Source organism: Brachybacterium tyrofermentans, from assembly GCF_014897585.1.
Lineage (GTDB): Bacteria > Actinomycetota > Actinomycetes > Actinomycetales > Dermabacteraceae > Brachybacterium > Brachybacterium tyrofermentans.
This window is the reverse complement of record NZ_JABUXW010000028.1, coordinates 12,478-32,882: the sequence shown is the minus strand read 5'-3', so window position 1 is coordinate 32,882 and position 20,405 is coordinate 12,478. Positions and strand designations below refer to the sequence as shown.

The 20,405-nt window shown below is 70.8% G+C and carries 19 protein-coding genes; 6 read left to right on the top strand and 13 right to left on the bottom strand.

Translation table 11 applies throughout. The features are described from left to right. Positions 1-147 precede the first annotated feature (147 nt). From INT49_RS17255 to INT49_RS17240, 4 genes are all read right to left on the bottom strand, one after another. The gene (locus INT49_RS17255; protein ID WP_193118983.1) at positions 148-1,413 is read right to left on the bottom strand and encodes an anhydro-N-acetylmuramic acid kinase; all 1,266 of its coding nucleotides are present in this window, start codon (positions 1,411-1,413) and stop codon (positions 148-150) included. Further along, entirely contained in the window at positions 1,413-2,951 is a 1,539-nt protein-coding gene (locus INT49_RS17250; protein WP_193118982.1) for a glycoside hydrolase family 3 N-terminal domain-containing protein, read from the bottom strand. The genes INT49_RS17255 and INT49_RS17250 overlap by 1 nt, the downstream gene beginning before the upstream one ends. 205 nt (positions 2,952-3,156) lie before the next feature. Continuing rightward, a complete protein-coding gene (locus INT49_RS17245) occupies positions 3,157-4,449 on the bottom strand; it encodes a Gfo/Idh/MocA family protein (protein ID WP_193118981.1) in 1,293 nt (430 codons plus the stop codon). A 195-nt stretch (positions 4,450-4,644) separates the two neighbouring features. Next, the gene (locus INT49_RS17240) at positions 4,645-5,994 is read right to left on the bottom strand and encodes an MFS transporter (RefSeq protein ID WP_193118980.1); all 1,350 of its coding nucleotides are present in this window, start codon (positions 5,992-5,994) and stop codon (positions 4,645-4,647) included. A gap of 515 nt (positions 5,995-6,509) precedes the next feature. Here INT49_RS17240 and INT49_RS17235 point away from each other — a divergent pair. After that, positions 6,510-7,046 carry an RDD family protein gene (locus tag INT49_RS17235; protein WP_193118979.1) on the top strand — a complete coding sequence of 179 codons (537 nt, stop codon included), beginning with the start codon at positions 6,510-6,512 and terminating at the stop codon, positions 7,044-7,046. Here the strand turns inward: INT49_RS17235 and INT49_RS17230 are convergent. After that, positions 7,012-8,127 (bottom strand): histidinol-phosphate transaminase, encoded by a 1,116-nt coding sequence (locus INT49_RS17230; protein ID WP_193118978.1) that lies wholly within the window; start codon positions 8,125-8,127, stop codon positions 7,012-7,014. The genes INT49_RS17235 and INT49_RS17230 overlap by 35 nt on opposite strands. Before the next feature lie 113 nt (positions 8,128-8,240). Here INT49_RS17230 and INT49_RS17225 point away from each other — a divergent pair, with 113 nt between their 5' ends. The 4 genes from INT49_RS17225 (at position 8,241) to INT49_RS17210 (ending at position 11,383) form a co-directional block, all read left to right on the top strand. After that, a complete protein-coding gene (locus INT49_RS17225; protein ID WP_193118977.1) occupies positions 8,241-8,651 on the top strand; it encodes a phage holin family protein in 411 nt (136 codons plus the stop codon). Between the two features lie 194 nt (positions 8,652-8,845). Then, positions 8,846-10,270, top strand: coding sequence for an adenylosuccinate lyase (purB, locus tag INT49_RS17220; RefSeq protein WP_193118976.1), 1,425 nt, complete (start codon positions 8,846-8,848; stop codon positions 10,268-10,270). Further along, positions 10,270-10,674 (top strand): metal-sensitive transcriptional regulator, encoded by a 405-nt coding sequence (locus tag INT49_RS21615; protein ID WP_193118975.1) that lies wholly within the window; start codon positions 10,270-10,272, stop codon positions 10,672-10,674. The genes purB and INT49_RS21615 overlap by 1 nt, the downstream gene beginning before the upstream one ends. A 16-nt stretch (positions 10,675-10,690) precedes the next feature. Then, a complete protein-coding gene (locus tag INT49_RS17210) occupies positions 10,691-11,383 on the top strand; it encodes a DNA-3-methyladenine glycosylase (protein WP_193118974.1) in 693 nt (230 codons plus the stop codon). Positions 11,384-11,388: 5 nt separating this feature from the next. Here the strand turns inward: INT49_RS17210 and INT49_RS17205 are convergent, their stop codons facing one another. Continuing rightward, positions 11,389-12,114 (bottom strand): SDR family oxidoreductase, encoded by a 726-nt coding sequence (locus INT49_RS17205; RefSeq protein ID WP_193118973.1) that lies wholly within the window; start codon positions 12,112-12,114, stop codon positions 11,389-11,391. A gap of 117 nt (positions 12,115-12,231) precedes the next feature. On the opposite strand from INT49_RS17205, the gene INT49_RS17200 reads away from it, so the two are divergent. Continuing rightward, positions 12,232-12,993: a CPBP family intramembrane glutamic endopeptidase gene (locus INT49_RS17200; RefSeq protein WP_377802387.1), complete on the top strand. Its 762-nt coding sequence runs from the start codon at positions 12,232-12,234 to the stop codon at positions 12,991-12,993. Here the strand turns inward: INT49_RS17200 and INT49_RS21660 are convergent. The 7 genes from INT49_RS21660 to pstA all read right to left on the bottom strand — a co-directional run bounded on the left by INT49_RS21660 (position 12,983) and on the right by pstA (position 20,400). After that, the gene (locus INT49_RS21660) at positions 12,983-13,603 is read right to left on the bottom strand and encodes a rhodanese-like domain-containing protein (RefSeq protein ID WP_343922140.1); all 621 of its coding nucleotides are present in this window, start codon (positions 13,601-13,603) and stop codon (positions 12,983-12,985) included. The genes INT49_RS17200 and INT49_RS21660 overlap by 11 nt on opposite strands. A gap of 76 nt (positions 13,604-13,679) precedes the next feature. Continuing rightward, on the bottom strand, positions 13,680-15,062 hold the full coding sequence (locus tag INT49_RS17195; RefSeq protein WP_226850831.1) for an FtsX-like permease family protein: 1,383 nt from the start codon (positions 15,060-15,062) through the stop codon (positions 13,680-13,682). Between the two features lie 183 nt (positions 15,063-15,245). Next, complete coding sequence (locus INT49_RS17190; RefSeq protein WP_193118971.1) at positions 15,246-15,572, bottom strand: rhodanese-like domain-containing protein; 327 nt, start codon at positions 15,570-15,572, stop codon at positions 15,246-15,248. A 369-nt stretch (positions 15,573-15,941) separates the two neighbouring features. Continuing rightward, positions 15,942-17,291, bottom strand: coding sequence for an FtsX-like permease family protein (locus INT49_RS17185; protein ID WP_193118970.1), 1,350 nt, complete (start codon positions 17,289-17,291; stop codon positions 15,942-15,944). After that, the gene (locus INT49_RS17180; protein WP_377802388.1) at positions 17,288-18,289 is read right to left on the bottom strand and encodes an ABC transporter ATP-binding protein; all 1,002 of its coding nucleotides are present in this window, start codon (positions 18,287-18,289) and stop codon (positions 17,288-17,290) included. The genes INT49_RS17185 and INT49_RS17180 overlap by 4 nt, the downstream gene beginning before the upstream one ends. 106 nt (positions 18,290-18,395) lie before the next feature. After that, positions 18,396-19,181 carry a phosphate ABC transporter ATP-binding protein PstB gene (pstB, locus tag INT49_RS17175; RefSeq protein ID WP_193118969.1) on the bottom strand — a complete coding sequence of 262 codons (786 nt, stop codon included), beginning with the start codon at positions 19,179-19,181 and terminating at the stop codon, positions 18,396-18,398. A gap of 28 nt (positions 19,182-19,209) precedes the next feature. Then, positions 19,210-20,400: a phosphate ABC transporter permease PstA gene (gene pstA / locus INT49_RS17170; protein WP_193118968.1), complete on the bottom strand. Its 1,191-nt coding sequence runs from the start codon at positions 20,398-20,400 to the stop codon at positions 19,210-19,212. Between the last annotated feature and the right edge of the window lie 5 nt (positions 20,401-20,405).

The window sequence follows — 20,405 nt, the reverse complement described above, 5'->3', positions numbered from 1 at the left end:
CGCGACCACAGTGCCCCGATCACCGCGACGACCAGCAGGAACAGCGGGACCGGATACGGATCGCGATCGGATGCGACACGGCGTGGGGCGAGGACGCCGGGATGCGCTGGGACACCGAGATCCTGCGGGCCGGGGGCCGCGTGCTCGTCATCGTGCGGTCCCGGCTGGGTCCGTGATCTCCAGACGGCCGACGGGGACCGAATCGGGCGCATTGGAGGCGTACTGACGCCCGCGCAGCGCGTGGGGCGGGGTGAGGGAGCCCAGCACCACCGGCGAGCGAGCCCCTGTGTGGGAGGTGCCGTCGGCACGGGACAGGGTGCCGGGCAGGCCGTGGGCGCTCAGATACCCGAGCAGGGCGATGAGGAGCGCTTCCTTGCCATCGGCCGGGATGCCGAGGTCGTCGGCGTCCAGCAGGGGTACGGGGGCGAGCTGGGCGGCGAGACGTTCGCGCAGCAGAGGGTTGCGGATCCCGCCGCCGGAGGCCACCACGCGGCTCGCGCCGAGCTCGCCGATCGCCCGGGCGATGGTCACGGTGGTGAGCTCCGTGAGTGTCGCCAGGAGGTCCGGCAGGGACAGCGCGTCGATCCCCCCTGCTCCCTCCGCCTCGAGCATCCCTCGCACGTACTGGCCGTCGAAGTGCTCCCGGCCGGTGGAGCGCGGCAGCGGCCGAGCATAGAAGGGGTCCGTGAGCAGAGTCGCGAGGGCTGCGTGATCGACGGTGCCGGTGCGGGCGATACGGGCATCGAGGTCGGCAGGCTCGCCAGTCGCGGCGTGCACCGCGGCATCGAGCAGACAGTTCCCCGGGCCCAGATCCCCGGCGATCACCGCCCCCGGCGCCGGCCCGCTCTCAACCCCTCGTCCGTTCTCGCTCCCGCCCACCACGCTCACATTGGAGATCCCGCCGATGTTGAGCACGGCGGTGCGCTCGTCGGGATCGGTGCCCAGCAGCAGCTGGTCCAGGATCGGCACCAGGGGTGCACCCTGGCCTCCCGCCGCCACATCGGCGCTGCGCAGATCGTGGATCACCGGAGTCCCCGTCGCGGCGACGATCCGGCTCGGGTCGCCGATCTGGAGGGTGCTGGCCACGCGGCCGTCCTGCACGTCGTGGTACAGGGTCTGCCCGTGGGTGGCCACCAGGTCGGCGCCACCCTGCGCGGAAAGCACCTCGGCGGCGGCCGTGGCGAAAGCATCGCCGACCGCGGCGTGCAGGCGGCTCCAGGTGGCCGCGTCCGAGGGCGCCGGGGGCAGCGCCGCGCGGAGCGCGTCGCGGGCCTCACCCGGCCAGGGCCGTTCACCGACGTGCACCGGCCGGGCCCTCAGCAGACTCGGCTCCTCGGCATCCCGGGTGAACTCCACCAGGGCGACATCGATCGCATCGAGACTGGTCCCGGACATCATCCCGAGCACGCGCATCAGCGGCCGCCTTCCAGCAGGAGATCCACGACCGCCCGCATCATGGTGCGGCCCGCACCGTGGGCGAGCACCAGGCGGCGGTGGTCCGGGGCTGCGGCTGGCACGCCCACGTGGACCACGATCGTGTCGGGGCGTCGTGCGAGCAGTGCGGCGAGCCGGGCCTCTTCGTCGAGGTCGCTGCGCGGGAGCCGGGTGATCGCGAGGACCTGGGCGCGCTCGTCGATCTGGTCCGGGTAGTCGGGCACGTCCGCCTGCAGGCCGCGATCACGCAGCACCTCGACCAGCTGCTGGGAGCGCGCCGCTGAGGCATGGTCCGCCCGGGCGCGCAGGTCCAGCACGGTCACCGGTCCCAGCTCGAGGTGGGCGCCACGGGCACGGACCGCACGGGCGGCGGCGTCGGCCCCGAGGCGCTCGGCGCGCTCGAGCGACTCGTCCAGGTCGCGCAGCGGCACGAAGCGACGACGGGTGCGCAGGGTCCGGCAGTGCTCGCGGGTGCCCTCTGCGCGGGCATGCAGCTCCTCCCGGCTGAGCCGGCCGCTCTCCACCGCGGCCACCAGCGCGTCATGGGCCTCGCGCAGCATCTGCTCGGCGTCGCGGCGCATCGAGGTGCCCAGGCACAGCAGGTCCGCCCCGGATTCGATGGCCCGCACCACGGCCTCGCCGTAGCCGGGATCGGCGGCGACGGCAGCCATGTCGAGGGCATCGGTGATGAGCATCCCGCGGAACGTGCCGCCGACGGTGCGGTCCAGCAGCGGCCGCGCCCAGGGCGAGATCGAGGCGGGCCCCTCGCCGAGGGCGGGCACCAGCACATGGGCCGTCATCACGGCGTCGAGCCACGGGGCGATCCGGAACGGGGCGAGGTGCTCGCGCTCCAGCTGCCTACGATCAAGAGCGATCCACGGCAGCGCGGTGTGGGAGTCGGTGGACGTCGCCCCATGACCGGGGAAATGCTTGGCACAGGTACCCAGGCCCGCCTCGATGAGCCCGGTCGCGAAGGCCCGGGCATGCGCGGCGACACGGTCGGGATCATCACCGTAGGAGCGGGTGCCGATCACCGGGTTCGCGGGGTCCGTGGAGACGTCCAGCACCGGGGCGAGGTCGAGGTCGATGTCGCAGGCGGCGAGGATGTCGCCGAGGGCGTGCCCGGCGTGCCGCGTCAGCTCCGTGCTGTCGACCTCGCCCAGGGCCCAGGCGGTGGGCAGGGGCGACCCCGTGCCCGACTGGATGCGGGTGACGTCCCCGCCCTCCTCGTCGATCGCGACGACGCAGTCCGCGGAGCGGGCATGCACGGCGCGAGCCAGTGAACGGGCGGTCGCGGGATCCGGGGTGTTGTCTCCGAAGAGGATCACGGAGGCGAGACCCGCATCGAGGACACCGTCGATCCAGGCGGGCAGCTCGGTGCCGGTGAACGGCGCCATGAGCACGCCGAGGGCGTCGGCGTCCCACGGCGGCGGCTCCTCGTCCGCCGGCTGCGGGCGGTCTTTCCGCTGCGCAGCGAGGTCATCGCGCTGCTGCAGGTCCTCGGTCGCGTCGTCCATGCGCTCGGCCTCCTCGACCATCGCGGGCGGTGCGGCGACGTCGCCGCACCAGGCCCGGAGCACCCACACTAGGCGGACCTCCCTGTGCACGGGACCTTGTCCCGACCTGACCGCACCGACTCGAACGGCGGGCGGGGACGACCATCCGTCCCGCCCGCCGGCCACCGGATCCCGCGCAGCACCTCCCGGCCTGCGCGGGAGCGCCTCACTCGGCGTCGGGCCCCTTGCGTGCCTCCTGCTCGGCGTACAGCGCGTCGAGGTCCAGCGGCTCCTGGTCGGCGTCGAGGTCCTGGACCGGCAGCGGGCAGTCGCCGAGGTCGCGGATCTCCAGGCGCTCCCCTCCCTGGTTCATCGACTGGTGCGCGATGACGCCGGGCAGGGTGTAGCGGGCCGCCTGCCAGGCGTTGACCATCGGCTGCTTGCCGTCGACCACCGCGCGGGCGAAGTCGTCGACCAGGAAGTGGTGGGCGCCCTCATGCCCGTTGGGCATGCCCAGGAACTCCTTGGGCAGACGGGCCTGGTGGTGGGCGCGGGCGGCGCCGGCCACGAAGGCGTCACGCAGGGCCTCGGAGACGTCGGCCAGTCGCGGGTCGTCCAGGGCCATCGTGCGGTCGGTGCTGATCAGGTCGGTCACCTCGAGCACGCGCTTCTTGTCATGCCAGTAGGTCACGTCGACGGTCTCCTCGAAGGAGGACTCCTCGCCGAAGAAGCGGAAACGGGATTCGCGCTTGTGGCTGGGGTAGCCCACGCGACGCAGCTCGTTGGTGCGGAAGGCGCCTCCGTTATCCATCCCGAACAGGGCGAAGGCGTTGGAGACGTCGTTGTCGAACATCGAGACGTCCTTGTCGAACACGCCGTCGCCGCGGGTGTCGGGCCGCCCCAGCGCCGAGACGGAGACGGCATGCCGCTCCCCCAGCACACCGAGGATGCCGCCGATCGAGTGGGTCGGGTACAGCATCGGCGGGTAGGACGCGGTGGACTTCCAGGCGTCGCCACCGGAGTACTTGTAGGCGTCGTAGAAGCCCAGATCCATGTCGTGGACATAGTCGCCCTCGGCGTAGAAGACCTCACCGAAGGCACCGGAGCGGTGGATGCGACGGGCCAGCACCACGGCGGCGTTGTACTGACTGGTCTCGCCCATCATGTAGACCAGGCCCGTGCGCTGCACCTCTTCGGTGATCTGCCGGATCTCGTCCTCGTGGATCGCCATCGGCACCGCGGAGTAGACGTGCTTGCCGGCGCGCAGGGCGGCCAGGGCGTGCTCGCCGTGCGTCCAGCGCTGGGTGAAGATCGCGACCGCGTCGACGTCCGAGGCGAGCAGATCCTCGTAGGTGTCGAAGCGTCGATCGAAGGTGACGCCCCGGGCTTCGACGGCGTCGATCCGCTCGGGAACGGCGTCGACGGCGTAGAGCGCATCGATCTCGGGATGGGCGGCGAACAGCTCGGCGAAGTGCGATCCGAACTGACCGATCCCTACGATGCCCAGGGTGAACGACATACTTCCTCCTTGAAATTAAGTGTTGGGAGGAACGCTACGTCACCGGGGACCGGCACAGCAAGGGGCTTTTCGGACGGCCCCTGATCCGTTGGGGATGGCGCGCTCAGATCCGACGCCAGCAGTCGTTCAGATCCGACGCCAGCCGCCGGTCAGATCTGGCGTCTGCGTCCGTTCGGACCCGGCGTCTGCGACCGATCAGATCCGGCGCCAGCGGCCGTTGCGCCACACGTCGCGCCACGGCGGAACGACCTTCCCGGTGGCGGCCATCCGGCGTCGGAGCCTGCGTCGGGTGATCAGCATGCCGGCGGTCCCGACCAGCAGCATCGGGATCTGCACGGCGAAGGCGGTGCGGAAGGCGACGAGGTCGTAGTTCCCGTCCGGCCGCATCAGGTCCAGCACCATGCCGATCAGGAGGATCGAGATCAGGCCCCCGAGGAACCCACCCATGATCACCATGCCGGTCGCAGTGCCGAGGCGATGCTTGGCGAGGTCGGTGCGAGGGAAGTCGAAGCCGACGGAGGAGGCGGGTCCACCGATCGAGAAGCCCGCCACCAGGAACAGCAGCAGCCAGATCGGCGCCGGCCCGGGCCACAGCACGAGGGCCACCAGCGGCACCACGATCGTGGCCAGGATGACCAGCACGAGGCTCGAACGACGCAGCGGATGGCGGGTGGTCAGGGCCCCGATCGCCGGACCGGCGATGATCGAGACCACCACCAGCACGGTCATGATCGCCGAGGCGGCCGGGCGGCTGAGCCCCTCCCCTGCGGTGAGATACGGGTAGCCCCACATCATCGAGAAGGCGATGCCCGTGAAGCCGGCGGTGAAGTGGGTGAAGAAGCCCAGCTGGGTCGCCGGGTGCTTGATGATGCGCCCCAGGACCAGCGGGATCCGCGTGAGGTTCTGCTTCGTGCGGGGCCGCGGGATACCGGCCGGACTGGCCCGCACCACGAGCAGCGCCAGCAGGGCGGCACAGGCGCTGACCCCGGCCGCGGTGGAGAAGGCGGTGCCCCAGCCGGCGATGGTGAGCACGGCGACGAACGGCACCGCGGAGGCGATCTGCCCCACCTGGCCGAGGATGCCGGTGAGCTGGGTGAGGATGGGGACCTTGCTCGCGGGGAACCAGGCGGGGACCAGGCGCACGGCGCTGGAGAAGGTCAGCGCGTCCCCGGCGCCGACCACGATGCGGGCGACGATCGCGACCGAGACCAGATCGGTCTGGGAGATCAGGAGCTGACCGAGGGCCATGAGGATCGCACCCGCGGTGAGGGTGACGCGCGAGCCGTAGCGGTCCAGGAGCAGACCGGCCGGGATCTGGGCGAGGGCGTAGACCAGCAGCTGGAGCACCACGAAGGTGGAGACGATGGTGGCCGAGGTGCCAAAGCGCTCGGTGGCCTCCAGGCCGGAGACGCCCATCGTGGTGCGCTGCAGGACGGCCACCGAGTAGGCGAGTATCGCGGCGATCCAGACGACGTAGGCGCGACGACCCCCGAGCCGACCGCCCCTGTCGGGATCGATCGTCGTGGCCCTGCTGCGCCCCTGCATCGTGGTCCTCTCCTGGCCACCGGAGCCGTCCGCTCCGGTCGCGAGTGGCCCACAGGTCGGCCTCGTTCTGCTGCGCACCAGGCTACCGGCCGCGCCGCGCAAGGCGCAGCGGTGTCCACTGCTTGCCACCCGGGCCACAGGTCAAAGATGTCCGCTGCCTGCCGGCCGGGCCTTGGGCGGAGCCCTGCCAACCCTGGGCCCGAAGCCGTAGGTGTCCGCTGCCTGCCGCCCCGGGGGCCGAGGTCGAAGATCCCCCGCTGCCTGCCGCGCCGGGGTCCGCGGCGGAGCCATACCGGCCCCGCCCGATCCCGCGAGGCGCAGATTCCACGGAAACGTGCCCCCAGCGACACGTTTCCGTGGACTAGGTCGGCGCGTCCTGACGTCGACCGGGGAGCGGGCGCTTCTGAATGCCGCGAGGTCCGTGGGAGGGCACGGCCCTTCCCCTCCCACTCCCCCTCCCCGTCCTCCCACGCCTGACCATGGACCTCGGTGACGAGGACTGCTTGGATGGGCTCATGCACCCGCTCGTCCGACGTCGAGTGACCGGGTATCTGCGCGACTGCGCCGGGTACCTGGGGATCGCTGCGGCCATGATCCCGCTCGGCCTCGCCGTCAACGCGGTCACCGACCTCGGTCAGAGCCGCACCTATGCGTATGCGGTGAGCGTCGTGCCGCCGGCGATCGCCACGGTGATCGCCGCTCGTGCGGAGTCCGGGCCCCGTCAGGCGACGTGGGGGAAGCACCGGGTCGGACTGCGGGTCAAGGACGTCGCGGACGGCGGCCAGATCACGCTCGGGCGAGCACTGGCACGGAACTCGCTGAAGATCCTGGTGCCCTGGCAGGCCGGTCACATCACCACCATCGCCGCGATCTGGGGCGGCTTCGAGGAAGGCGACCGGATCGCCTATGCGGCGACGGTCCTCGTGTACGGGCTGATGGCGGCCGAGGCCGTGACCTGCCTGCGCGCCAGCGGCCGCGGCCCGCACGACCTCGTGGCCGGGAGCGTCGTGGTCGACGTCAGCGCTGCCGCCACTGCCCCGCGATCTCGATGAGCAGGTCGTTCGCCTCCTGCTCGGCGATGGTGGCCCGCACGCCGTCGGTGCCGTAGGCGCGCAGCACCAGGCCGCGGGAGTCGGCGAACTCCGCGAACGATGCCGTCTGCTCCCCGAGCGGGAAGTACACGAAGTTCCCCTGCGCGGACGGCATCTGCCACCCCTGCGCGGCGAGCGCGGCGAGGACCCGCGAGCGCTCGTCCCGGATCCACACGGCCCGTCGGCCCAATTCCTCCTGCACGTCTCCGCGCAGGCTCGCGAGCGCCGCAGCCTGGGCGGGGACGCTCGCCCCGAAGGGCACGGTGACCTGGCCCAACGCTGCGGCGAGGCGGGGATGGGCGACCGCGTAGCCGATGCGCAGGCCGGCCAGACCCTGCAGCTTGGAGAAGGTGCGCAGCAGCACCACGTTCCCGTGACGGCGGAAGATCCCGGCGGTGCCGGCCACCGTGGCGGGATCGTGGAACTCGCGGTAGGCCTCGTCGATCGCGACCACGACGTCCTCCGGGACCCGCTCGAGGAAGCCCTCGATCTGCTCGGTGGTCAGCGAGGCGCCGGTGGGGTTGTTGGGGGTGCACAGGATGACCAGGCGCGTGCGATCGGTGATCGCGGCCGCCATCGCGTCGAGGTCGTACTCGAGCTCCTCGGTGAGCGGCACCTGAACCGGGACGCCCCCGTGGGAGCCCACCAGGATCGGGTAGGCCTCGAAGGAGCGCCAGGGGTAGACGACCTCGTCGCCCTGGTCGACGAGCGCCCGCACGAGGTCACCGGTCACCGCGACCGAGCCGGTGGACAGGGCGATCTGCGACGGGTCCACCCCGTGCTTGGTCCCGAGCGCCTCCCGCAGCTCGCGAGCGGCGGCGTCCGGGTAGCGGTGCGTGCCCTCGAGCGCCGCGGTGGCGGCGTCGCGCACGGCCTTGACCGGCGGGAACGGCGACTCGTTCGAGGAGACCTTGAAGCGTCGCATCCCGTCGTCGGCGGCGGGCTTGCCGGCCACGTAGGCGGGGAGCTGCTCGAGCGTGGAGCGCAGGCGGACGGTCTCGGGCGGTGCCGGGACGGCGTCCCGGTCGGGCGTGGTGGGCATGCCCCCAGGGTAGGCGGATTGCCGGACCTGCCGTCGGCCGTCCGTGTCGCGATCGCCCACATCATGCGGGTTTCCCCCATGCAATCAGCCGCCGCACCGGGGACAATGGAGCCATGCGATTCCTCGGACACATCATCGTCACCGGCCTCGCGCTGTGGGTCACCGCCCTGATCCTGCCCGGCATGCATCTGGGCGACGACAGCGCCACGGTGCTCACGCAGGTCATCACGATCGCCGTGATCGCGCTGATCCTGGCGCTGATCAACACCATCGTGAAGCCGATCCTGTCGTTCCTCACGTTCCCCATCACCTGCCTCACCCTGGGGCTGTTCCAGCTGGTCATCAACACGTTGATGCTGCTGCTGACGAGCTGGGTCTCGGGCCTGCTGGGCCTGACCCTGGACTTCGACACCTTCTGGTGGGCGCTGCTGGCTGGCGTGATCGTCGGCGTCCTCTCCGCGATCGTCGAGGCCGTGACCGGCATCGGTGACGAGAGCGGCAGCCGCCGCGAGGTGCGCGACTGAGAACGCTCAGGCCGATCCGACCTCAGCAACCGGGCCGTCCAGGAGCATCCCCGCTCCCGGGCGGCCCGTCGTCCGTCCCGCATCGTCCCGGCCCGTCGTACGTCCCGTCCCGTTCCATCCCGCACCGTCCTGCAGCGACCGCCAGAATGCGAGCCGCCGCCCACCCGGTGCGGAGACTCTGGGAGAATGCCCCCATGGCTCATTCCTTCGCGGACATCACGCCGCCGATCGCCCTGACCCCTCTCGACGGCCGCTACCGCGCGCAGACCGCCCCGCTGGTCGACCACCTCTCCGAGGCCGCACTGAACCGCTCGCGCCTCGTAGTCGAGACCGAGTGGATGATCCACCTGCTCGACGGTGAGGTGATCCCCGATCTGCGCACCCTCACCGAGGACGAGCGCGCCCTGCTGCGCGCCATCCCCGAGGACTTCGGTGCCGAGGGCATCGCCGAGCACGCCGAGATCGAGCGCGAGACGGTGCACGACGTCAAGGCGATCGAGTACTACGTCAAGCGTCGTCTGGCCGGCACGAGCCTCGAACCGCTGGCCGAGGTGGTGCATATCTACTGCACCAGCGAGGACGTCAACAACCTCTCCTACGCCCTGATGATCAAGGGCGCCGTCCACGAGGTGTGGCTGCCGGCCTTCGAGGACCTCATCGCGGACCTCACCGTGCTCGCGAAGGACACCGCCGAGGTGCCGATGCTCTCGCACACCCACGGCCAGCCCGCCACCCCCACCACGCTGGGCAAGGAGATCGCGGTCTTCGCCCATCGCCTGGGCCGCCAGGCGCGCCGCATCCCCGCCAACCAGACCCTCGGCAAGATCAACGGCGCCACCGGCACCTACGCCGCCCACGCGGTCGCCGTGCCGTCGGCCGACTGGGAGCAGATCTCCCGCACCTTCGTCGAGCACCTCGGCCTCACCTGGAACCCGCTGACCACCCAGATCGAGTCCCACGACTGGCAGGCCGAGATCTACGCGGACATCGCCCGCGCCGGCCGGATCCTGCACAACCTGGCCACCGATTTCTGGACCTACATCTCGATGGGCTACTTCCGCCAGCGGCTCTCCGCCCAGGGCGGCACCGGCTCCTCGACGATGCCCCACAAGGTGAACCCGATCCGTTTCGAGAACGCCGAGGCGAACCTCGAGATCTCCGGGGCGCTGCTGGATTCGCTCTCGCAGACCCTGGTCACCTCGCGTCTGCAGCGCGATCTCACCGATTCCACCACCCAGCGCAACATCGGCCCGGCGCTGGGACATTCGCTGCTCGCGATCTCGAACCTGCGCCGCGGCCTGGCGGGCCTGGACGTGGACGCGGACGCGATGGCCGCGGATCTCGAGGGCAACTGGGAGGTGCTCGGCGAGGCCGTGCAGTCGGTCATGCGCACCCTCGGTGTGCAGGGCACCACCGGCATGGACAACCCCTACGAGCGGCTGAAGGACCTCACCCGCGGTCACCGCGTGGACGGCGAGGGCATGCGGGAGTTCATCGGCTCCCTGGGCCTGCCCGACGCGGAGCGCGATCGCCTGCTGGCGCTGAGCCCGCACACCTACGTCGGCTACGCCGCCGCGCTCGTGGGCCATCTCGACGACGACTCCGGCGGGCAGGCGTGATGAGCGCCGACGACACGGTCGGCAACGCGGACGGCGTGAGCTCCGAGAGCATCGCCGCTGACGGGGCCGACGCCGTGGACCCGGTGCCGCAGCCGCAGCCCGGCGACCACGGCACCCAGGGCGACCCCGGATACCACGGGTCGAAGTCGCCCTACCTGCGGCGCCTCAAGCTCATCGAGGGCCAGGTGCGCGGCGTGCACCGCATGGTCGAGGAGGACACCTACTGCATCGACGTGCTGACGCAGATCTCCGCGGTCACCAAGGCCCTGCAGTCGGTGGCGCTGGGCCTGGTCGACGACCACATCCACCACTGTGTGCACGACGCCGCGACCTCGGGCGACCGGGAGGAGCTGGACCGCAAGATGGACGAGATCATGGGCGCCGTGAAGCGGCTCATGAAGTGACCGGGACCCCGCGCCCGTGACCGAGGATCCCGTCGCCGCTGGCCCTCCCCTGCCCCGGGAGTTCTTCGACCGCCCGGTGCTCGAGCTGGCCCCGCTGCTGCTGGGCTGCGTGCTCAGCGGCCGGGGCGTCGCGCTGCGGATCACCGAGATCGAGGCGTACGTCGGCGCAGAGGATCCCGGCTCCCACGCCTTCCGCGGGCCCACCGCCCGCAACGCCACCATGTTCGGCGAGCCGGGGCACCTGTACGTGTACCGGCACATGGGACTGCACTCGTGCATGAACATCGTCGCCGACGCGGAGGGCACGGGCACCGGGTGCCTGATCCGGGCGGGCGAGATCGTCGGCGGGAGCGAGCTGGCCTTCGCGCGGCGCCGGGCGAACGGGGTGTGCCGCACCGAGCGGGATCTGGCACGCGGCCCCGGGCGTGCCACCGTGGCCTGCGGCATCACCTTCGCCGACGACGGGCTGGACCTGTGCAGCGCGGATCCGGCCCTCTCCGAGGCGATGCACCTCAGCGGCAGGCTCGACCCGCGGGATCGGGCCGACGGGGAGCTGCCGGGCGAGGCGCCGTTCATGCCGCATCCGGCCCTGGCCGTCGGACCCCGGATCGGTCTGCGCGAGGAGGCCTCGCACCCGGAGCTGTTCCCCTGGCGCTTCCGGGTCGCCGGCGACCGCACGGTCTCCGGGCCCGGTCCGCTGAACCGCTGACCGGTTCAGCGGGGCCGGATCGAGACCGACTCGAGCGACGCATCCGCCGGCAGACGCAGCGCGAGGCCCACAGTCGAGGCGACCGAGGTGGGCTGCAGGTAGTTCTCCTCCTGGTACTCGCCGCCTTCGTAGGAGCGCAGCTCACGCTGCATGTCCGTGGCCACGCGGCCCGGATGGATCGAGGTGACCCGCACCCCGTTGTCCCGCTCCTCGGCGCGCAGCGAATCGGCGAGGCCGCGCATCGCGAACTTCGAGGCGCTGTACGCGCCGCGGGTGCGCACGGCATTGATCCCGGAACCGGAGTTGATCATCACGACGGTGCCGCCGGCGGCACGCAGGGGCGGCAGCAGCAGCCGCGTCAGCTCGGCGACGGCCACCACGTTGATCTCGAAGGACTGCGTCCACTGGCCCGGCACGGACTCCTCCACCGTGCCGTTCTCGAGGATCCCCGCGGAATGGACCACGCCCGCGAGGCCGTTCTGCAGATCGAGGCCGTCCACGGCGCGGGCGACGGCCTCGTAGTCGGTGAGCTCGGCGACGAAGGTCCGGGCCGACGGGAACTGCGCGGCGAGCTCGTCGAGCGCCTGCTCGTCGCGACCGCCCAGGATGAGGTGGTGGTCCGCGGCGAGCTCGTCGGCGACGGCGCGGCCGATCCCGCGGTTCGCCCCGGTGATGAGCACGGCCGGACGGGAATCGCTGGTGGCGGCCTGGTTCTGCGAAAGATCAGTCATGCTCCGAGTCTGTCATGACCGGGTTCGGAGGCGATCCGGCAGGCACCGGGCGCCGCGCAGGGCACAGGGCACAGGGCACAGGGCACAGGGCGCCTCGGCGGTGAGACCATGGGCAATGTGCAGACCGTGACTCCGAGCAGGACCTGGGTGCGGGTCGAGGTGGTCGTCGTCCTCGCCCTCTCCCTGGGGCGCAGCGCCGTGTATTCGCTGATCGCGCTGGTGCAGGCCCTTGCCGCCGGGCCGCTGTCCACGCAGTCGACCTCGCTGAACACATCGATCCGCGAGAACCCGTGGCTGGATCTCTTCTACCAGCTGCTCTCGATCACGTTCACGCTGGTGCCCGTCGTGCTGGTGGTGCTGCTGCTCGCGATCACGGCCGGTTCCCTCGCCCAGGCCCTGAAGGATCTGGGCCTGGATCTCGGCCAGCCCGGTAAGGACCTGGCCTGGGGCGTGGCGCTCACGGCCGGGATCGGGCTGCCCGGGCTGGCGGTGTATTACATCGGCCGTGCTATCGGGGCGACCGTCGAGGTGATCCCCGCAGCGCTGGACACCCACTGGTGGACCGTGCCGGTGCTCGTGCTGCACGCGCTGAAGAACGCCGTACTCGAAGAGGTCATCGTCGTCGGCTACCTCTACCAGCGCCTGGAGCGGCTGGGCTGGTCGGGTCGGAAGATCATCATCGCCTCCGCAGTGCTGCGCGGCGCCTATCACACGTACCAAGGGATCGGCCCGGGCCTCGCAAATCTTGCGATGGGCCTGGTGTTCGGCGAGTTCTACCGTCGTACCCGGCGCACGATGCCGCTCGTGGTCGCGCACACCCTGATCGACGTGTTCGCCTTCGTGGGCTACGCGCTGCTGAAGAACCTCATCAGCACCTGAGCGGCGTCACGCCTCCGCGCCCCGGCAGGGGTGCGACCGCAGCCGCAGTCGCCATCGCCATCGCCATCGCCATCGCCATCGCCATCGCCATCGCCACAGCCAGGACCACGCCCACCGATTCCCTCGAAACGTGCCGCCAATGCCACGAATCGAGGGAATCGGTGGGACTGGAAGGCTCCGGGAGCTGCTGAGAGCGATCGGGGGGAGCTGGCGGACGGGGCGAGCGCACACCGCCACCGATTCCCTCGAAACGTGCCACCGGTGACACGAATCCGTGGACTCGGCGGGTGCCCACCGTCGTGTCGCGACAGGCGGAGGGGTCGCTCAGGGCACGGGATCGCTCGGTGAACCAGATATCCATGTCACCGGCGACGTTGATCGCCTCGAAGCCGTTGGCGTTCAGCCACTGGGCGACCTGGAAGCTGCGGCCGCCGCTGCGACACACGATGTCCAGCTCATCGTCGGTCTCGGGAAGCTTCTCCAGGCTCTCCGCTAGCGTGCTGGGCGGTGGGCGGTGGGCGGTGTGTGCTGGCCGGCAGGTGCTGGGCGGTGGGGGCTGGGCGGTGGGCGCATGGCCCGCGTCCTCTTCGGACCGCTCGCGCACATCGATCAGAAGCGCACCGTCGGGGCGGGTCGGTGCGGCGTGCGCCGCTCAGCCGCGCGCGCCGCGCAGCCGCGCGCACCGCTCAGGCGGCCCGCGTCGCGTACCGCTTCACGAGCGGCGAGCCCACCAGTACGGAGAGGATCAATAGCGCATACGCGCCGAGCACGCACGCCAGGTACTGCACAGCCATCGTCGGATCGCTCGGTGCGCCGAAGACCGTCGTCAGCACCAGGAGTGCGGTGCCCGTGGCGATGATCGAGCTGAGACCGACGGGGACGGCGATCTCGGCGAGGCGGGCACGATGCAGCTGGCCCACCTCGGCGCCCGCGATGTGCTGGGCGCGCAGGCGTGGGGCCTGGTCGATGACCCGGACAGTCTGGACGACGCCGGTGCTGACCGCGGCGAGCACCGCGGCGATCCCCAGGGTGAGCAGGCCTCCGGTGGTCATGGCGGTGAACATCATCGCGTCCTCAGGGCTGGAGGCCTCCCCCAGGGTCGCGATTACGGTCAGGAACCCCGCGATGACCAGCGCGAAGGTAATACCTGAGACGGCCCGCCACCCGGCCCGGGGGTCTCCGGCGAGGCAGCGTGCGCCCACCAGCAGCGAGGGCGTGGGGGCGATCTTGGCGAGAACGAGTGCGGTGACCCAGACGATGAAGGGTCCCACCACGTTGATCCCGGCAACGATCGCCCCGATGAACAGGATCATGATCGCGACCCCGACCGAGCCGAGCAGCATTCCGCCCATGTTCATGAAGATCATGAAGCCCGCGATCAGGAGTGCCCAGATCACCAGGCGGACGATGGACAGGCGCACCACCCGGGAGTCACGGGCGACTCCCAGTGGGCTGAGGACCACTCCGGCCAGCGATACCACGGCAGAGCCCGCAGCGATCAGCACCATAGCGACCACCAGCAGCGGGTACGCCCACCACGGCAGCAGCAGCTCCGCCACGGTGAAGGGGGTGATGCCGAAGTCGAGCCGGGCCAGTGCAGGGGTCACCGCCAGGTGCGCCCCCAGCCCGAAGACCGCCCCCAGCAACGACTGCGCGGCGACGTCGAGCACGGCCACCGAGCCGACCTGGGCGCCGGTGCCACCCACCAGGCGCATCGTGGCGAGGTCCTGCTCCCGGCGGGCGAGGGACAGCCGGGCCGCCGATCCGCCCAGCCCCACGGCACTGGGGACCAGCAGCACCGAGGCGAACACTGCGAAGATCAGCAGGAACCGCATGATCGAGGCCTCGCCCGTCATGGGCGTCTCTCCGGACGGGGTGCGAGCGGCGAAGGCGGCGGCCCCGCCGACGACTGTCGCGATGATCGCGGTGGCGGCGGTGAAGGCGATGACGGGGAGGATGTCCGCCAGGGCGCCGCGGCGGCGCAGCAGCAGGGGCGCAGTGGCCAGCAGCGCGGTCATCGAGGTGCTCGGGCCCGTCGGGGCGGAGGATGCCAGCGGCGCGATGTTCATGCGCCCCAGAATCCTGCCCGCACCCCTGCAGGCACATCGGCCCCTGGATCGATATCCCCCCACCGGTGTCAGACCGTGGTCTTACGGGCTGCGCCCTCAGCGTGATCACGCTCCACGCGCCCACCCCGCCTGGGGGGAAAGGGCGGTTTCTCGCTCCGTGTCGTCGCAGGCGGAAGACCTCGCTCAGAGGACGAAGGCGTCGCCCTCGCCATCGGACTCCATCGGCAGGCCGGACTCGAACCAGATGTCCATCCCGCCGGCAACGTTGATCGCCTCGAAGCCGTTGGCGTTCAGCCACTGGGCGACCTGGAAGCTGCGGCCGCCGCTGCGGCACACGATGTACAGCTCGTCATCGGTCTCGGGCAGCTTGTCGAGGTTCTCCATCAGCGTGCTGGCCGGCAGGTGCTGGGCGGTGGGGGCATGGCCCGCATCCCATTCGGACTGTTCGCGCACATCGATCAGGTGCGCACCTTCAGGGACGGCGTTCGGGGCGACAGACTCAAGATTCATGGCTCCACCCTAGTGGCCTGCGTCCCGGCGAATGCGCGTCGACGGCACCGCGATGACGGCACCGCGATGACACAGCTCTGCCGGGACGACGAGGACGAGCGGCCGGCCCGGGAAGGGGTCGGCCGCTCGCGGTCTCGAGGCCGCCTGGTCACCCGCGACGTAAGCCATTCCACCCGGCCCACGCGGCCCAGACGGATCGGACAGTTCTCCCCGGTCGAGCAGTTCAGCCCGGTCAGACAGTTCAGCCCGGTCAGACAGCTCAGTCCGGTTCAGACGGTTCAGACGGTTCAGACGGTTCAGACGGTTCAGACGGTTCAGACAGCTCAGTCCGGTTCAGACGCTTCAGACGGTTCAGACGGGCCAGACGGTTCAGGCAGTGCGCATCGCGTACCGCTTCACGAGCGGGGAGCCCACCAGCACGGCCAGGATCACCAGCGCATACGCACCGAGCACGCACACCAGGTACTGCACGGCCATCATCGGATCGTTCGGGGCCCCGCCCAGGAACGTCGTCAGCACCAGCAGGGCGGTGCCCGTGGCGATGATCGAGCTGAGACCGACGGGCACGGCGATCTCGGCGAGCCGCGCCCGATGCAGCTGGCCCACCTCGGCGCCCGCGATGTGCTGGGCGCGCAGGCGAGGGGCCTGGTCGATGACCCGGGCTGTCTGCGAGACCCCGGTGCTCACGGCAGCAAGCACCGCGGAGATGCCCAGGGTGAGCAGCCCGCCGGTGGTCATGGCCACGAACATCATCGATTCCTCCGGGGAGGAGGCCTCACTCAATGTCGTCATCATGGTGAGGAAGCCGGCGATGACCAAGGCGAAGGTGATACCTGAGACGGCCCGCCACCCGGCCCGGGGGTCACCGGCGAGGCGGCGTGCGCCCACCAGCAGCGACGGTGTCGGGGCGATCCTGGCCAGAGTGCGCGCCGTGATCCAGACGATGAACGGGCCCACGACGTTGATGCCGGCGACGATCGCGGCCACGAAGAGCACCATGATCGCGATGACGGCCATCCCGCCTCCCGCGTTGCCCAGCAGCTGCCCTCCGACGTTCATGAAGACCACGAACCCCAGGATCAGCGCGGCCCAGATGATCACCCGGATCACGGACATGCGCACCACGCGGGAGTCGCGAGCCACGCCCAGCGGGCTGAGGATCACGCCGGTCAGCGACACCGCGGCCGAACCGGCTGCGATCAGCACGAGCGCGACGACCAGCACCGGATAGGCCCACCAGGGCAGCAGCAGGTCGCCGACCGTGAACGAGGAGATCCCGAAGTCGAGCCGGGTCAGGACGGGGGTCACGGCGAGGTGGGCGCCGAGTCCGATGAGCGCGCCGAGCAGCGACTGGGCGGCGACGTCGAGCACGGCCACCGAGCCGACCTGGCCGCTGGTTCCGCCCACCAGGCGCATCGTGGCGAGGTCCTTCTCGCGCCGGGCGAGGGACAGCCGGGCGGCGGATCCGCCGAGGCCGACGGCGCTGGGCACCAGCAGCACGGACGCGATGATCGCGCACATCACGAGGAACCCCATGATGGAGGCCTCGCCCGTCATCGGGGCCTCTCCGGAGGGGAGACGGCCGACGAAGGCCGCGGCCCCGCCGACGACGGTCGCGATGATCGCGGTCGCCGCGGCGAAGGCGATGACGGGCAGCACATCGGCGAGCGCGCCCCGTCGGCGCAGGAGCAGAGGCGCGGCGCCGAGCAGCGTGCTCATCGGGTCACCTCGCCCTGCTGAAGGCGCTGGGCCGCTGCCTGCGCCGACTGCCGGACTGACGCGGAGGCGGACGGCTCGACGGACGCGGCGGCGGACGTCTGGGCAGGAACTCCCTGTGCCGTGGCGTCGGGGCGGACGAACTCCTGGGCGATGCGGCCGTCGCGCATGGCGACCGTGCGGCGGCAGACGGCGGCCACCTTCGCGTCGTGGGTGACCATGACCAGGCTCGCGCCGGAGTCCCGGCAGGACTGGACGAGGATGTCGAGCACGGCCTGGCCGGTGGCCTGGTCCAGGGCACCGGTGGGTTCATCGGCGAAGACCACCGAGGGGCGCCCGGCGAGGGCGCGGGCGATGGCCACGCGCTGAGCCTGCCCGCCGGAGAGCTGGGTGGGCCGGCGCTCGTGCATGCCCTGCAGGCCCAGCCGGTCGAGCCAGCCGCCGGCCTCGGCGGTCGCGGTACGGCGGGAGACGCCCGCGAGCATGCGCGGCAGGATCACGTTCTCGATGGCCGTGAGCTCGGGCAGCAGCTGACCATCCTGGAAGACGAAGCCGAAGTCGCTGCGGCGCAGTCGGGTGCGCGCTCGGTCGCCGAGAGCGGCGAGATCGGTGCCGTCGTGCTGGACGGTGCCGGAGGTGGGGCGCAGGATCCCGGCGAGGATGTGCAGCAGGGTGGTCTTGCCGCAACCGGACGGGCCCATGACCGCCAGGGAGTCGGCCCGGGCGATGTCGAGGTCCACGCCGGCGAGCGCGTGGGTCGCGGTCCCCGTCGTGCCGTAGGTCATGGTCAGGTGCCGGGCAGAGAGCACCGGGGCGTGGTGCCCCGCGCTGAAGCCCGGGTGACCCTGGTGCTGGACCGGTGCGTGGCCGGCGGTGTGCGGGAGCTGCGCCGCGGGCACGGCGTTCGCCGGCGTCGCGGCGGGTGCCGGCTGGTACGGGCCGACGGGGGTGTCCGTGGGTGCGGGGAACGGAGCGGATGCGGGGAACGGAGCGGTGTTCATGCATCCCAGCATCGTGCGCACGGGGGCGACTCCGCGTCGACCCGGAGATCGATATCCCGCCCCTGATGTCAGACCCTGGGTGGACACCCACGGCCCATCGGCAGGATCAGCCGAAGCGGCCGGAGATGTAGTCCTCGGTCTGCTTGTTCGAGGGGTTGGTGAACATCTGCTGGGTGTCGTCGATCTCGATCAGGTGACCGGGCTTGCCGGTGCCCGCGATGTTGAAGAAGCCGGTGCGGTCCGAGACGCGGGATGCCTGCTGCATGTTGTGCGTGACGATCACGATCGTGTACTCCTCCTTCAGCTCGTGGACGAGGTCCTCGATCGCGAGGGTGGAGATCGGGTCCAGCGCCGAGCAGGGCTCGTCCATGAGGACGACCTCGGGCTTGACCGCGATGGTGCGGGCGATGCACAGGCGCTGCTGCTGGCCGCCGGAGAGACCCATCCCGGGCTTGTCGAGGCGGTCCTTGACCTCGTTCCAGAGGTTGGCGCCCTTCAGGGAGCCCTCCAGCAGCTCCTCGGCCGCGCTCTTGGAGATCCGTCGGCTGTTGAGCTTGACGCCGGCCAGCACGTTGTCGCGGATCGACATCGTCGGGAAGGGGTTCGCCTTCTGGAAGACCATGCCGACGCGACGGCGCACGTTGACCGGGTCGACGCGCGGGTCGTAGATGTTCTCGCCGTTGATCTCGACCTTGCCCTGCGCGTAGGCGCCGGGGATCACCTCGTGCATGCGGTTCAGCGTGCGCAGGAAGGTCGACTTGCCGCAGCCGGAGGGCCCGATCAGGGCGGTCACCGAGCGGGGGCGGATCTGGACGTCGACGCCCTCCACGGCCAGGAAGTCGCCGTAGTAGATGTTGAGGTCCTCGACGTTGATCGGCTGAGGGGCTGCCATCAGGGGTCCTTTCGGGTGGAGCGACGGCTCAGCGGGTGAGCTTCGGGGAGAAGTAGTAGCTGACCAGTCGGGCGACGATGTTGAGCACCATCACGATGACGATCAGGGTGAAGGCCGCGGCCCAGGCACGATCGATGTTCGTCGTGATCGAGCAGGCGTAGACCTCCTGCGTGACCGGGTTCGTGACGGTGTCGTTCATGCAGTTGGCGCTGCCGGCCCGGTACTGCTGGTTGATGAACGTGGGCAGCGTGGCCATGCGGCCGTCGAACATGTTCCAGTTCACCGAGGTCACCATGCCCACGGTGAGCAGCAGCGGGGCCGTCTCGCCGATCACCCGGGCGATCGCGAGGGTGATGCCGGTGGTGAGGCCGGCGATCGCGGTGCGCAGCACGACCTTGACGATGGTGAGCCACTTCGGGACGCCGAGCGCATAGGACGCCTCGCGCAGATCCATCGGGACCAGGCGCAGCATCTCCTCGCTCGAGCGCACCACGGTGGGGATCATCAGCAGCGACAGGGCGACCGCGCCCATGATGCCCATGCGCACGCTCTGGTCGGGCATGAAGGCGATGAACAGGGCGAGTCCGAACAGGCCCGCGACGATCGAGGGGATGCCCGTCATCACGTCGACGAGGAAGGTGACGCCCTGTCCCAGCACCCGGCGCCAGCCCTGGTCCGCGTACTCGACCAGGAAGATCGCGGTGAACAGGCCGATCGGGATCGAGATGATCGAGGCCCACAGGGTGATCAGGAGGGTGCCGATGGTCGCGTGGACCACGCCTCCGGCCTCGGCGCCGCCGATGATCCCGGACATGTCGGTGGTCCAGAAGGCGAAGGGCGAGGGGGCTGCGGCGAGGACGCGGGTCAGGCCCCGGCCGATGACGGCCCAGAGCAGCGAGACCAACGGGAACATGGCGATCGCGAAGGCACCGATCACCACCAGGGTCATCAGCCGATCAGTCGCCCAGCGTCGCCCTTCACGGATCCGGGAGTAGAGGTACCCGAACGCCAGGTGGAGGACGAAGCCCAGCAGGATCGCCGCAGGGATCGAGAGCGAATCGAAGATCGCCAGCAGCGCGACCGCGACGAGCAGCCCGGCCAGGCCCGTGAGGACCAGGTGGAACCAGGGCAGACGGCGCTCGTCGTGGGGTCGCCGCAGGACCGGCGACCCGGTCTGCTCAGGCGGGGCCGCAGGGCCCTTGGTGCTCGTGGTTGTCATGGGGA